The 13,461-nt window shown below is 53.9% G+C and carries 17 protein-coding genes; 8 read left to right on the forward strand and 9 right to left on the reverse strand.

The genetic code is table 11. The features are described 5' to 3' along the window. Positions 1–52: 52 nt before the first annotated feature. A complete protein-coding gene (locus M0D42_RS10485; protein WP_265018561.1) occupies positions 53–748 on the forward strand; it encodes a helix-turn-helix domain-containing protein in 696 nt (231 codons plus the stop codon). A gap of 78 nt (positions 749–826) precedes the next feature. On the opposite strand, the gene queF is transcribed toward M0D42_RS10485, so the two are convergent. The 6 genes from queF to M0D42_RS10515 all read right to left on the reverse strand — a co-directional run bounded on the left by queF (position 827) and on the right by M0D42_RS10515 (position 5,381). Then, positions 827–1,294, reverse strand: coding sequence for a preQ(1) synthase (gene queF / locus M0D42_RS10490; protein ID WP_265018562.1), 468 nt, complete (start codon positions 1,292–1,294; stop codon positions 827–829). A gap of 13 nt (positions 1,295–1,307) precedes the next feature. Further along, a complete protein-coding gene (gene queE / locus M0D42_RS10495; RefSeq protein WP_265018563.1) occupies positions 1,308–2,021 on the reverse strand; it encodes a 7-carboxy-7-deazaguanine synthase QueE in 714 nt (237 codons plus the stop codon). Then, on the reverse strand, positions 2,021–2,377 hold the full coding sequence (queD, locus tag M0D42_RS10500; protein ID WP_265018564.1) for a 6-carboxytetrahydropterin synthase QueD: 357 nt from the start codon (positions 2,375–2,377) through the stop codon (positions 2,021–2,023). The genes queE and queD overlap by 1 nt, the downstream gene beginning before the upstream one ends. Further along, complete coding sequence (gene queC, locus M0D42_RS10505; protein ID WP_265018565.1) at positions 2,377–3,069, reverse strand: 7-cyano-7-deazaguanine synthase QueC; 693 nt, start codon at positions 3,067–3,069, stop codon at positions 2,377–2,379. The genes queD and queC overlap by 1 nt, the downstream gene beginning before the upstream one ends. Before the next feature lie 113 nt (positions 3,070–3,182). Continuing rightward, complete coding sequence (dacB, locus tag M0D42_RS10510) at positions 3,183–4,673, reverse strand: D-alanyl-D-alanine carboxypeptidase/D-alanyl-D-alanine-endopeptidase (RefSeq protein WP_265018566.1); 1,491 nt, start codon at positions 4,671–4,673, stop codon at positions 3,183–3,185. An 81-nt stretch (positions 4,674–4,754) separates the two neighbouring features. Next, positions 4,755–5,381: a nicotinate-nucleotide adenylyltransferase gene (locus M0D42_RS10515; protein ID WP_265021138.1), complete on the reverse strand. Its 627-nt coding sequence runs from the start codon at positions 5,379–5,381 to the stop codon at positions 4,755–4,757. Positions 5,382–5,465: 84 nt separating this feature from the next. On the opposite strand from M0D42_RS10515, the gene M0D42_RS10520 reads away from it, so the two are divergent. Both M0D42_RS10520 and M0D42_RS10525 read left to right on the forward strand, forming a co-directional pair. Beyond that, positions 5,466–6,341, forward strand: a complete 876-nt coding sequence (locus tag M0D42_RS10520; protein ID WP_265018567.1) for a bifunctional helix-turn-helix transcriptional regulator/GNAT family N-acetyltransferase — start codon at positions 5,466–5,468, stop codon at positions 6,339–6,341. Positions 6,342–6,436: 95 nt separating this feature from the next. Continuing rightward, positions 6,437–6,958, forward strand: coding sequence for a DUF2059 domain-containing protein (locus tag M0D42_RS10525; RefSeq protein ID WP_265018568.1), 522 nt, complete (start codon positions 6,437–6,439; stop codon positions 6,956–6,958). 161 nt (positions 6,959–7,119) lie between these two features. On the opposite strand, the gene M0D42_RS10530 is transcribed toward M0D42_RS10525, so the two are convergent. Next, entirely contained in the window at positions 7,120–8,277 is a 1,158-nt protein-coding gene (locus M0D42_RS10530) for a DUF4062 domain-containing protein (protein ID WP_265018569.1), read from the reverse strand. Between the two features lie 149 nt (positions 8,278–8,426). Here M0D42_RS10530 and ettA point away from each other — a divergent pair, with 149 nt between their 5' ends. Beyond that, on the forward strand, positions 8,427–10,082 hold the full coding sequence (ettA, locus tag M0D42_RS10535) for an energy-dependent translational throttle protein EttA (protein WP_265018570.1): 1,656 nt from the start codon (positions 8,427–8,429) through the stop codon (positions 10,080–10,082). A 120-nt stretch (positions 10,083–10,202) separates the two neighbouring features. Next, complete coding sequence (locus tag M0D42_RS10540) at positions 10,203–11,000, forward strand: hypothetical protein (protein WP_265018571.1); 798 nt, start codon at positions 10,203–10,205, stop codon at positions 10,998–11,000. Between the two features lie 64 nt (positions 11,001–11,064). On the opposite strand, the gene M0D42_RS10545 is transcribed toward M0D42_RS10540, so the two are convergent. After that, on the reverse strand, positions 11,065–11,589 hold the full coding sequence (locus M0D42_RS10545; protein ID WP_265018572.1) for an REP-associated tyrosine transposase: 525 nt from the start codon (positions 11,587–11,589) through the stop codon (positions 11,065–11,067). Between the two features lie 154 nt (positions 11,590–11,743). Here M0D42_RS10545 and M0D42_RS10550 point away from each other — a divergent pair, with 154 nt between their 5' ends. After that, positions 11,744–11,980 (forward strand): YdcH family protein, encoded by a 237-nt coding sequence (locus tag M0D42_RS10550; RefSeq protein ID WP_265018573.1) that lies wholly within the window; start codon positions 11,744–11,746, stop codon positions 11,978–11,980. A gap of 60 nt (positions 11,981–12,040) precedes the next feature. Here the strand turns inward: M0D42_RS10550 and M0D42_RS10555 are convergent, their stop codons facing one another. After that, complete coding sequence (locus tag M0D42_RS10555) at positions 12,041–12,505, reverse strand: HugZ family protein (RefSeq protein ID WP_265018574.1); 465 nt, start codon at positions 12,503–12,505, stop codon at positions 12,041–12,043. 226 nt (positions 12,506–12,731) lie between these two features. Here M0D42_RS10555 and M0D42_RS10560 point away from each other — a divergent pair, with 226 nt between their 5' ends. Next, entirely contained in the window at positions 12,732–13,109 is a 378-nt protein-coding gene (locus M0D42_RS10560) for a hypothetical protein (RefSeq protein ID WP_265018575.1), read from the forward strand. After that, positions 13,110–13,427 carry a hypothetical protein gene (locus M0D42_RS10565; protein WP_265018576.1) on the forward strand — a complete coding sequence of 106 codons (318 nt, stop codon included), beginning with the start codon at positions 13,110–13,112 and terminating at the stop codon, positions 13,425–13,427. It abuts the gene before it with no gap. Positions 13,428–13,461: the final 34 nt, after the last annotated feature.

A 13,461-nucleotide genomic window follows, 5' to 3' on the forward strand; every position in this document is an offset into this window, starting at 1 on the left:
TGCGCCTCGGTTCGCTTGATAAAAATCAAGTTGGAAAAATATAGGTAGCCAAATGCGACCAGAGGACATTCCGGGAATCAGGGCGCTGCCTGTGTTTTCGCAAATGGCGGAAGAAAACTTTGAACGCCTCATGCGAGGGGCTTACTTTCAAAGTTTCCCACCACATGTTGAACTGATCACCGAAGGTCACCCCAGTGACTTTCTGCACATCATTGTCGAAGGCAAGGTCGAGCTTTTCGCCAATTGGGACAATCGCGAAACCACAATGGCAACGGTGCGCCCGATTTCGACCTTCATTCTGGCAGCGACCATCAAAGACGCGGATTATCTCATGTCCGCGCGCACACTGGAACGCTCAAAGGTGATCCTGATCCCATCCATCGACGTGCGCACGATCTTTGAAGAAGACAACGCCTTCGCACGATCCGTGGTGACCGAACTCGCGCAGTGTTACCGCTCAGTCATCAAATCGCAGAAAGACATCAAGCTGCGCACCTCGCTTGAGCGTCTCGCCAATTACCTCCTGCGCCAGGCCCGGCGAGCAGAGGCAGATGAGTTTGAACTGCAGCTGGAAAAGCGCCGTCTCGCATCATTTCTTGGGATGACACCGGAAAACCTAAGCCGCGCCTTTAAGGGGCTTAAAAACCACGGGGTACAGGTGAGTGGAAACCAAATTCACTTGGTTGACCGGTCCGCATTGATTGACTTTGCCAAACCTAGCCGCCTGATCGACGATCCGACGAGTTGAGCAAAGCCAACCATCTTTATCGAAAATGCTGGCAAAGAGAATGGGATGTACGTGGCCTGTTGAGGCCACACCATATTTTTATCCGCGGCCACGATAGGTCGGAACACCCTGATCCGGAATCCAGACATGCTCAAGCTCTGGCCCGGTTTGGTAGAAGACATCAATTGGAATACCGCCCCTTGGGTACCAATAGGCCCCAACGCGGAGCCACTTTGGTTCGAGCAGCTCTTCGATGCGTTTACCAATGGTGACCGAGCAATCTTCATGAAATGCCCCGTGGTTCCGGAAAGAGCCTAGGAAGAGTTTCAGAGACTTGCTTTCCACCAGCCATTCGCCCGGCACGTAATCAATGACGATATGTGCAAAATCCGGTGCTGCGGTCAGCGGGCAAAGCGACGTAAATTCAGGTGCCGTAAATCGCACCGCATAATCTGTGCCCTTTTGCGGGTTGGGCACGCGTTCCATCACCGCTTCCTCAGGGGAGTTCGGCAATTCCGTTTTAGTGCCCAACTGTGTCAGGCCCGCGTAAATGCTTTCTTCAGCCATGTCTGTGTCCTTATCAAACGCCGCGTTTGTTGCCCCAGATCAGGACATGCAGCTGCGGCAGGATTTTGGGAGCGAACCAGCGGTCCGCCAATGTTTTGTCAATCAGCCACTCGTAGCGATCCATAATGCCGGTCATATCGATCTCGGCATCTTCGGCATCGGGTGGCGGTGGGGTGTGGTTGCCCGGTTGAATGTAAAGCGGCAGGTCTGAATAGCGTGCAGCCGTGTCTTTCGCCCAGGCGTAATCCGCATCATCAAAGACAACGATCTTTAAGACAGTTTCAGCTTCCCTGGCTGCCTTCACACAGGCATCGAACTTCTCCCAATCCACGGTCTCACCGGACGACGGAGGCTTTGGAGAGAGGATCAATGGGTCCAGCTCAGAGAACCATGGGCGCGCAACAGACCCCTGGGTTTCCAAGGCGAAGTCATATCCCTTTGACTTGCCCAAGGCGATCAAAGGTCCAAAGTCCTGAATGGCTGGGTTACCGCCAGACAAGGACACAGTCAGAGGCACGCCGCCCGAAAGGCGCTCAACCTCGGCCCAGACCTCTTCGGTGGTCATCTTGGCCCAGGTATGGCGGTATTCGTTGTCAACGGCATGCAGACTATCACACCACACGCAGCGATAATCGCAGCCCCCTGCCCGCACAAAGACAGTTGGCGCGCCAATAACAGCGCCCTCGCCCTGAATGGTCGGCCCAAATATCTCAGCGATGCGCAGCATTACGGACGATATTCCGCCCAGATCTTTGGCGTCTCTTGAATTTTCACTGCACTGGTTTGGTGCCAGCGTTCCTTGCACCAGTCATAGATCACTTTGCAGAGCCACTCTGTGGTGACATTTGGATGATCGAACACATCATTAAGATGTTTGTGATCCAGATTTTCATCGATCCAATCCTTCAGCGCATTCAGCTCTTTGAAATCAACAATGAAGCCGGTTTTATCGAGCGTTTCCGAAGCCAGCTCCAGCGTCACAATATAGTTGTGACCATGCAGCTGTGTGCAGGGATGACCTTCGGGAAGGTCAGTCAGCTGGTGACTTGCAGAGAAATAGAATTCTTTACCAATGCGATACATCAGGAAGCCTCCACCACGGATTTCCAATAATCAGGATCGGCATATTCCGTTGGATCTTCGACGCCTGCGAGATGGAAGGCTTCACGCCGCTCAACACAAGTCCCGCAGCGACCACAGTGTTTTTCGCCGCCTTTGTAGCAAGACCACGTGTCGGCAAAGGGTGTATTCACCTTCGCGCCTTCGACAACGATCTCGGATTTCGGGACATGCACGAAGGGTGTGTAGAGTTTTACATCCGCATAGCCTTCCAAGGCCGCATCCTGCATTTTCTGGAAAGCTTCGATAAAGCCCGGGCGGCAATCGGGATAAATGAAGTGATCGCCACCATGCACCGCCGTGGCGACAGCCTCTGCGTCCTTCGCGGCCGCAACCCCAAAAGCCACCGCGAGCATGATTGCATTGCGGTTCGGAACAACCGTCACTTTCATATTGTCTTCGGCGTAATGCCCATCGGGCACATCCACGTCATCCGTCAAAGCCGAGCCAGACAGAAACGCGCCAATCGCTGTCATATCAATCAAGTCATGCGGCACGCCAAGGCGTTCTGCCGCGCGGGCCGCATAGCCCACTTCTTTTTTGTGACGCTGCCCGTAATCAAACGAGATCAGCCCCACCAATTCATGTTCCGCGGCCACTTTGTAAGCCAGCGACACGGAATCCAATCCGCCTGAGCAGATGACAAGAGTCTTCATATTTTGATCCTTGTTTTAGCAAACCGGGTAGGCTGCGACCGGTATCCGGGACCATCCCGAACGGGCGGCGTTTAGCAGGGCTATTTCAGTTTGGAAAGCGCGAAATGAGGCTGTTAACTCGCGTAAAGCGCACCCCAGCGTTCAATCAGCTTTTGTTGCAAGGTCTTCGCGCGACGGTTCCAGCTCTTTGCACCTTTAGGCCGATCCCGTTGCGCGCGGGTCAGACGCGCGCGGGTTTCGGTATCGGCTGAGAATATTGCAAAGGCCAGCTCCTGCCCCGACGGGGCTTTCATGTAGCCAGCCAATCCGCTGACAAAATTCAACGTACCGGTCTTGGCATTCACCGCAATCGGATGATTTTTGAGCGGACGCCCTTTGGCATCCTTCATTGCAAAGGCACGCAGGATCGGATGAATTTGGGATTTCTGAGCGATGATCGACAAGGCCTTGGCCAGCTCATCAGAGCGTATCCTTGACTGATCCCCAAGGCCCGAATGATCAACGAATTTCGCGGTCTTGATGCCAAGCGTCTCGGAGGCCCAGGCCTCCATCTCTCGTCCAGACGCACGCAATGACGCTGCATAAACGCCGCGCGCATTGGTTGCAGCCAGGCCAACCATCTCAGCGGTGATATTGGTGGAATAGCGCAGCATCCCCTTCAGGATGGTCAACAATGGATCACTCTGCACGGACGCCAGCTCCTGCCCAGCAGGACGACTTGCTGTCTTGACCGGCGCTGGCACCAACATCCCCTTCTCTTTGGCGAGTTCACGCAGCACCTCGCCAGCATAGACCTCTGGCTGGCGCATCGGCAGCCAACGGCCACCCTCATTGTTCAAAGCATGGCGCGAGACGGACCAGTGATCAACGCCATCGACATTCACATAATCAAAGACCGGCGCTTTGCGCTCGCTCAGCGCGATCTTCGCAACCCGCACAGATGGGCGATGCTTTTCGCTACGCGCTTCCATAGCGGTTTTGAATTTCCCGTCGACCTTCTTCCAGTCGAAATAAACGCGATTGAAATTCAGACAAATCCCCGAAACCGAGGTTGCATAACCCACATGTTTCGGCTGCCCCGGATCAATCGCCTCGACATAAGGCAAGGCCCCTCCGTAAACGACAAAGCGCCCTTCAACACGTTTCAATCCGCTCTCAGCAAGCTTGTTCACCAAACGCGCCATACCGTCGGTATTCAGGGTCGGATCACCGCCCCCAACCAGAGCGAGATCGCCTTTCAACACACCATCCACAATCGGCGCGCTCGCCACCACCTTTGTGTGGAACCGATGATCCGCCCCAAGCAGGTCGAGCGCATATAACGCTGTCACAGCCTTTGATACGCTGGCAGGGGGTAGTGCTACCGCAGGCCCAGAGGCCTCCAGAATGCGCCCACTGCCCAGTTCTGCCACCGTAAAGCTGACCGCTCCGCCTAGCTTTGCCTCGGCAATCAGCTCTTCAGGCGTCGCAGCTGCGCGACGAATGACGCTCTGCGGACGCGCCTTAGGGCGTAGGGATGTGACCGGCGCATTGGCCCAGAGGGGCGTCGCAGCAAGACTTGTGAGACCCGCTAAAATGGCGCGTCTGGAGGGCAATTTCGACATGGTGCGACTGTACGTCTTGGGACGGCGAAGGCAAGCATCTGACGCTCATTTTCACTGAAAATTCAACAACCATGACCGACCTTAGGCGCTTTCAGCCACCGTCCACTTACCCGCCGCCCTGATCTGGGTCGAACTCAGGCTGCTCATGGGAACATTGCTAAAGCACCAGGCTGGCGCCGGGGTGGTCGCCAGCATCTGACTGTGCCGCCCCTTGATCTGATAGGCGCGATAGACATCAGCCGTCTTTGCTGTGCGCGCCGCAATCCGGTCCCCCGGACGCGCCAAGACACCCACTGGCACGGAATCCATAATCAGCCGCCAATCCTTCCAGCGATGAAACTGCGCAAGATTGTCAGCGCCCATCAGCCAGACAAAGCGCACACCGGGATAACTCGCCTTCAGGCGCAGAACCGTCTCTGCCGTATAACGCGTGCCAGCGCGGGCTTCAAAATCGCTGATCGTCACCCGTGGATGGTGCATGATCTCTTCAGCCGCCCGCATCCGTCTTGCGATTGCCGCAGGGCCGCGCGCTTTCAACGGATTGCCGGGGCTCACAAGCCACCAAACACGATCCAGATTGAACCGCTTCAACGCCTCCAGCGTGATATGCACATGGCCCTGATGGGGCGGATCAAACGACCCGCCAAGCAGACCCACTGTCATGCCCGGCTCAAGGTGAGTCACACGTTTTCGGATTCCAGAAACCATGGGCGCAATAAAATTCGCCACCCGCTGAATGTCCAGTCCAAAACCGGCTTGACGTCACGCATATAGTTGACATATGTCAACAACATGAAAGATCAGGATATTCAACGCATTAGGCGTTTCAATCGCGCGGTGACTGCAAAACTCGGTGTTTTGGACAGCTCCTTTATGGGCCGAGGCCGCCCTTTAGGTGTTGCCCGCGTCATCCACGCGATTGGCCATTTCGGCAGCGACATTGGTGTGATCCGCACCCAGCTGGGGCTGGATAAGGCCGTGCTCAGCCGCATGTTACGCGGCTTGGAAAGCGATGGTCTGATCACCTTTCGCGTCGACACCAAAGACGCCCGCAAACGCCATGCGGACCTGACGGACAAAGGCCAAGCCGAATATAATGCCTATGATACGCTCTCGAATGATCACGCCGCCGACCTACTTGCGAACCATCCGCAGACCGAACAGGTCTTAAAAGCCATGGACCTTATTGCCACGGCCTTCACCCGCGATCATGTGGCGATCACCCCTATGGACCCGCGCGCGTGTCAAAGCATTTCCTGCCTGGAAAACTACTACACCGAGCTTGAAACGCGGTTTGAGCGCGGCTTTGATGTCTCGCTTTCACGCGACCCGGAAGCCATCAATATGATGACACCATTGGGTGCGTTTTATGTGGCCATGTCGGACGGTGTGCCGCTGGGGTGCTGCGGGTTGAAAGGTGTTGGTACTGAGGTGGCGGAAATCAAACGCCTCTGGGTCAGCCCCGCCGCCCGTGGTATGGGGCTGGCACAGCGCTTGCTGACCGAATGCGAAGTGGCCGCGCGCGAGTTGGGCATTAAGGTGCTGCGCCTGGACACAAACTCCGCCCTGCCCGAGGCCGAAAAACTCTATCGCAAAACCGGCTGGACGCAGATTGATCGGTTCAATGATGACCCATACCCGGATTTGTTTTTCGAGAAGGCCTTGTGACGTACACCGGACTTCAGCCCGGATATTCTTTTCACTGCTTTACACCCCGGTAAATTTCTTCAAAGTAACCGCAATTCAAATCAAGAGAATTTACCATGAAAAAACATATCCTTGCGGTGGCACTCTTTATCAGTGCAACACTTCCCGGTTTTGCAGATCCAAAAGCCGATATCGATTACATCGTCGAACAAACGGTCACGCGCGAGCTTTTTGAAGGTGCGCTACAAGCACAAAAAACCGTGCTGCTACCTGCACTCGAAAGCAGTTTCCGAGAACAAGGTGTTGAAGTCAGTGACTTGGACAAATTTCTAGACATTATGGTCGACGAATGGATCGACGCATTCACAGAAGAAATGCAAGCGTCCATCGGCGAGGTCTACATGGGTGAATTCACCGATGCGGAACTGCAAGCAATCGCAGAATTCTATCGCTCAAGCGGCGGGCAGGCCTTGATCGCAAAAACGCCTGCGATCATGCAGGCGAGCGCTGAGCTAGGGATGAAAGCGGGACCAGCAGCATTTCAGTCCGTTAAACCCAGAATGGAGAACCGTTTGAAAGAAGAAGGTGTAGTACTTTCCAAACCAAACGCTTTGGAGCGCATACTAGATGCGTTTTGAACCCTGACTTGAAGCCGGGCTAAAGCCCGGCCTACGCTTATTGAGATGCCTGACATCCCCACAAAGGGCGGCGCCTGACCCTGGGTGGGTGCGAAGCGCCCTCCCGTGGGGAGGGTCGGGCGCTGCCCGGCGGTGCCGGGTTTCGGCTCAAATTAAACTTGTTAGTTCGAACCGCGAACTTCATTTAGCAATGAAACAATTCGGTCCAAATATTGTGTGAAGTCCGCATGCAAAGCCAAAATCCTCAATTTCTGAGAACTAATATCACCCAAATCGTTTGGCCATTGTTCGATAGTATCAGTCAAATTCACGACGGTTTTTCTTAATCCAAGCAGAGCATCGGTAAGCCCATCGCAGTGTGTAGCTAAAAGTTCCCGAGGAAATTTATCTTGGAGGCCATTTGACTCAGCAATCGTAAGACCGCGCTGCAAAGAGACTAAGCTTTGTTCAATGCTGCCCTGCATTTTGGGTATCATTTCGCGAAGCTTCATTTGGTAGCCATGCAAAATCTTAGACGTAAAACTTGAAGCATCTACTATTTTGGAAGGAGCGCCTGACGCCGCGGCTTGCTCAATTTGCTTGGTCGCTTTGTTCAAATTCCTAGCAAATCTCTTTACGTAGTCAGTCAAGTCCACAGAAATTGAAGTGTAGGATTCCATGAATCGACTTGCAGTGTAGATTTGGTCTTCAACAGCAATGGTTGAGTTCTCATCAACTAACTTCTGGTAGTTTGCTAGACTCCCTAAACTAACGTCTGGAGGCGCTTGGACTGCTGCATCTTTTGAAATAGGACGCTCCATTATTTCTGAAGCCGTCTGAGTTAGGTGCCGATACAGCTCCCACTTAAAACTGGCCGCCTCTGCATAATCAAAGTAGTAGACCCCTAGATCGGAAACTTCTTTTTTAAACTTTTGTCTATTTGCAAGCTGCTCGACATCGATCGCGCCAATACTTGGAGCGACTTCTGAAAAATATAGCATGATTTCTGGCCTGCCGGTTTCTTTCCATTGATCATACGCAATTCTAAACTCTTCTTCGGTTCCAGATTTCCAGTTCTCTGTAGGCGTCCCAAAATGGTGTCCGATGAATGCGACAAAGATGTCCACATCTGGCAGTTGCTTATTAATAACCGACTGAGCGTAACTACCTGCGCCCGGACGGGTGTGTGTCTCCCAACCAACAACCTCCAACGCATACCCTTCTCGCCTACCGGCGTCCAAGTTCACATTTTCCGCTACTTCACGAAAAACAGCCCGGTCTTCCTTCATATTTCCCGGCGACGAAAGTAGCACCCTTATAGGTCGGATTAATTTGGTCATTTTGAAAACTCACTTTGAGAAATTAGTTGAGCAAATGCTGGATCAGTTTATATCAACCCCTTCGCCATTTGCCATCCCCCACCCCATCCGCTATCACACGCTCCAACGCGTGAACCGCGCACAGAATCCCCTAATTTCCGGAGCCCGACATGGCAGCTTATCAGTACGTCTATCACATGCAGGGGGTCTCCAAGACCTACCCCGGCGGCAAGAAATGTTTTGAGAACATCCACCTCTCCTTCCTGCCCGGCGTGAAAATCGGTGTCGTCGGTGTCAACGGCGCGGGTAAATCCACGCTGATGAAAATCATGGCCGGTCTGGACAAGGATTTCACAGGTGAGGCCTGGGCCGCTGAAGGCGCGAAAGTCGGCTACCTGCCGCAGGAGCCAAAGCTCGACGAAAGCCTGACCGTTCGGGAAAACGTCATGCTGGGCGTGGCCGAGAAAAAGGCCATTCTGGATCGCTATAATGAGCTGGCGATGAACTACTCGGACGAGACCGCCGAGGAGATGGCCAAGCTGCAAGACGACATCGACGCGCAGAACCTCTGGGATCTGGACAGTCAGGTGGATGTCTCCATGGAAGCCCTGCGCTGCCCGCCGGATGACGCGAAAATCGCTGACCTCTCTGGTGGTGAGCTGCGCCGCGTCGCGCTCTGCAAACTGCTGCTAGAAGCGCCAGACATGCTGCTCTTGGACGAACCGACCAACCACCTTGACGCGGAAACCATCGCCTGGCTGCAACAGCACCTGATCGACTACAAGGGCACCATCCTTTGTGTGACCCACGACCGCTATTTCCTCGACGATATCACGGGCTGGATTCTGGAACTCGACCGGGGTCGGGGCATTCCTTACGAAGGCAACTACTCCAGCTGGCTGGAACAGAAAGCCAAACGTCTGGAGCAGGAAGCCCGCGAAGACAAATCCAAGCAGAAAACGCTGGAGCGCGAATTGGAATGGATGCGTCAGGGTCAGAAAGCCCGTCAGGCGAAATCCAAGGCGCGTATCGCGGCCTATAACGAGATGGCGTCCCAGTCCGAACGCGAAAAGGTCGGCCGCGCGCAGATCGTTATCCCGAATGGTCCGCGTCTTGGTTCTAAGGTGATCGAGGTCGAAGGGCTTTCTAAGCATTTTGGCGACAAGCAGCTGATCGAAGGGCTGGAGTTCTCCCTGCCGCCGGGCGGCATTGTCGGCGTGATCGGCCCCAACGGCGCCGGTAAATCCACGCTCTTTAAGATGCTGACCGGTCAGGAGCAGCCCGATGGCGGCTCTGTCACCTATGGCGACACGGTGAAGCTTTCTTATGTCGACCAGTCGCGCGACGATCTGAACGACAAAGAGACTGTCTGGGAAGCGATTTCCGGCGGGGCGGAAATCATCGAGCTGGGCGACGCGCAGGTCAACTCTCGTGCCTATTGCTCAAGCTTCAACTTCAAAGGCGGCGATCAACAAAAACCGCTGAACCTGCTGTCCGGCGGTGAACGCAACCGCGTGCACATGGCGCGCCTGTTGAAAGAAGGCGGCAACGTGCTGCTGCTCGACGAACCGACCAACGATTTGGACGTCGAAACCCTCCGCGCTTTGGAAGACGCGCTGGTTGACTTTGCCGGCTGTGCGGTTGTGATCTCCCACGACCGTTTCTTCCTCGACCGGATCTGTACGCATATTCTGGCCTTTGAGGGCGAGGCCCATGTGGAGTGGTTTGAGGGCAACTTCGAAGACTACGAAGAAGATAAGAAGCGTAGGCTTGGAGCGGATGCGTTGGAGCCGAAGCGCTTGAAGCATAAGAAATTTACGCGGTAAGATTTTGAGGCGGCCTTCGGGCCGCCTTTTTGTGACAAGACTCAAAAGAAGCCTTCAGTACCGCTAAAATTGATTACATACTTCAACGACTAACTTAGTAAATTTAAAGAGAACTTTTATATGCGCCAAGACAACCTATCGAGCTACGTATCATTTGGAACCGGTTTCAGATATCTTCTTGATGCTAAAGAAGGCACGCCCTTCCAGCTCGAAAGTGGTCGCGAAGACATGGTCTACGTGCGAGGCTCAATTCAACGATTTCTCGAATTTATTTCAAAAAACAACATGAAAGTCACCTACAACGCGTCGAGGAGGCTTGCAAATTTCCAAACTGGAATAATTCAAGACGTAGGAGACAGCGAGTATTTTCTTTCTGAGGAAGAAGCTCAGAAGCTAAACGAGATAATCTCTGATCTTCAGTTAGTTGTACTTTCAGAGGCTCAGGAGCTCAGTGCATTTTTTCCGACTGAAAAACGATACAACGTAACAAGCCTATTCGACGACATCTCCAAGATATTCGGTGAAGATACCTACAGAAAACTACCAGAAACAGCGCAATTTGATTTCGATGAGGCCGGGAAGTGCATAGTTTTAGAAAGAGGAACTGCTGCTTGCTACCATCTGATGCGCGGGAGTGAGAGCGTTCTAAAGCAGCTCTACTTTAGCGTTGTCAAACGCGGACGCTTAGAAAAGCCAATGTGGGCTGCTATGGTACTCAAACTTGAAGAACGCAGCGCACTAGATGATGCACTCAAGGGAACTCTAGACACATTTAGAAAGGGCTTTAGAAATCCGGTAGCGCATCCAGACAGGTTTTATTCGGTAGACGATGCGCAAGATTTGCTTGGTACGACCACCCAATTGGTCGCTTTGATGTGTAGCCACGAAAAATACGAAAATCCGAACAGCAACCTATAGAGTGGGTTTCCAACCCACCATCCCCGACCGCAACCCTCTCGCAACGGTGGGGTAAAACCCCACCCTACATGCCGCGCTGATGCACCGTGGAATATGGCCATTCTTCGGGGCGATCCACAAATCCATGTTTCACCGGATTGATATGGCAATACTCCACATACGCGCGGAATGCGTCTTCGTTGCGGATGTGGTGTTCCCAAAAGCGGCGTTGCCAGATGCCCCCATCGCCTTTGCGCACTTTGCTTTGTGACCTGCGTAGGGTGGGGTTATACCCCACCTTTCCCGGCCCAATGGTGTGGTGAAACCCCACCCTACCCATCGCTTTGACCTTGCGGGTAAACCGCGCCTTCATCGCTCCGATCCGCGCGCCCAAATCGGAGTCCCCTTCGGGCAGCGTCAAAACGAAATGCATGTGATCTGGCAATACCACCCATGCATCGAATTGAAACGGGCGGTTTGATTTCGTCTCCGCGACCGCTTCTCTCAAAAGATCGATATAATCCACCAACAACGCCGAACCGCGCTGTGCGAGCACCACGGTGCAAAACACCGTTGCACCGGGAACCTTCGGGCGAATGTAGTTAGACATGAGTGCAACATGAGCCGGCGTGGTTAATGAAATGTTGCATATGCCGGGCTGAAGCCCGGCCTACGATATTTCCACACCAATTTGATCCCAGTCAAATCGCCCATCCTCCAACCCCGCTACCCTCCAATTAGACTTCACTGAATGGAGAACTCTCATGGGTCACACCCCACATGAACTGGCGGCGGAATTTCCGGAGCACGTCGCAAAAATCCATGACCTCAAACAAGCCGATCCGCATTTCGCGCGGCTGGCGGATGATTACCACGAGGTGAACCGCGCTGTGCATCGGGCGGAGACCAATGTGGAGCCGGTGGGCGATATGGATGCCATCGAAATGCGCAAGAAACGCGCGGCTCTGAAAGATGAGATCTACCGGATGCTCACCACCTAACCCAACCGCAAGGAGCACCGTAGGGCCGATTCGCATGTCTCCCCAGATGGCGGCCCAGCCTTACGGGATTTTATACGCCTTGCCGAACCCCGCGTTCAGCAACCCGTCTTTCACCGCAAATCGCACAAAGTGGAAATCCGCGAAATCCACGTAGAGCTTCGCCTTTGGCCGTTGCTCTAAATAATGCGCGCGCAGCGCAACATGCGCGGCGCTTCCCTGCTCTACAAAAGCCGCTTCACAATGCAGGGTCAGCCGCGGGTGGGTCAGCGGATCGCCTTTTTCGCCCGGCTCTCCGATCAAAAGCGCGCAGGAGCGTGCGTTGCGTAAAGCCTTTGTATGTAAAGATAAATCAGAGATTAAAGTGACAGGAGACCTGTCCTTATCCATGGCTAAGGCGATGCGTGTTACCGAAGGCGTGCCATCTTCGCGCGTCACAGCCAAAGCCGCATGGGACGCGCGCATCAGCTCATCGATGATAGCGCGGGCCTCATCATCCAGCGGTCTAAATGGATCTTTTTGCGTCATAGCCTCGCTGTAACACATGGGGGCAGTTTTCACACGCCTGCTCACGAGCGCGCCAAATGGGTGTAACATCTCTGGTCCCCGCGCCTCTTTTGCCCCACGTCTTGTAGTGAGAGGAGGCCAAAATGCCTGAGAAAGAGAAACCCGCCCCGAAACATACCGCGCCATCCCCGGATGCCGAGCGCCGACCTGCCCCTTACAGCTTTACAGATTGGGCCTCGATTTAAAGATGAAATATGCCATAGCCGTATTGGTCACATTGGGTCTTGCGATCCTGGCCTGGTTTGCCGACATCCCGAAAGAACTTGGCGCTCATCCCTGGTGGAGCCAACAGGTCTTGCTGACCGGCGCTTTGGTCGGTCTGGTGGTTGGTTTGATCCTTGATCGCTTCTTGAAGGGTGGCCTCACTGCTGTGCTTGGCCTCTTTATTGCCGCCACAATTGGCTTTGGCGTCGCCAAATATGGCCAGACACAATTTGCGGCCTCTTTTGCAGAAGACGCCTTTGCCGGTCAGCTCTGGTTTTTTGGCTGGCATGTGACCAGCATAATGACTTTTGCGACGATAGCATCTGCAAGCCTTTTGCGCCCTAATTCGTTAACGGCATAAATGACCAAATTCACCAAGTGGTCGCGCGAAGGCCACATTCGCGCCCCATTTGATCCGAATAGTAGAGACAACAAGACCGAAATCTTGAGCCTGCAGAAAGCGGCGACAACCTTCCAGAATATGGAGTGGAACATGGCGGTTATTGTCTTTCTCTTTGGCAGCCTGCTCGGCACATCCGCTGCGGTAATGCAGCTGGTTCTTGGCTTTGAGTTCATGGCAGCTTTGCAGACATACGCCTTTTGCGCGATTGCGCTTCCTCTGCTGACACTTCTGGCTCTAGCTGCGCGCCGCGGTCGCGACACGACTTCGATTTCCTAGGTCTTTCCCCAACTCACTTTCCCAAGGCGCTGGG

Source organism: Cognatishimia activa, from assembly GCF_026016445.1.
Lineage (GTDB): Bacteria > Pseudomonadota > Alphaproteobacteria > Rhodobacterales > Rhodobacteraceae > Cognatishimia > Cognatishimia activa_B.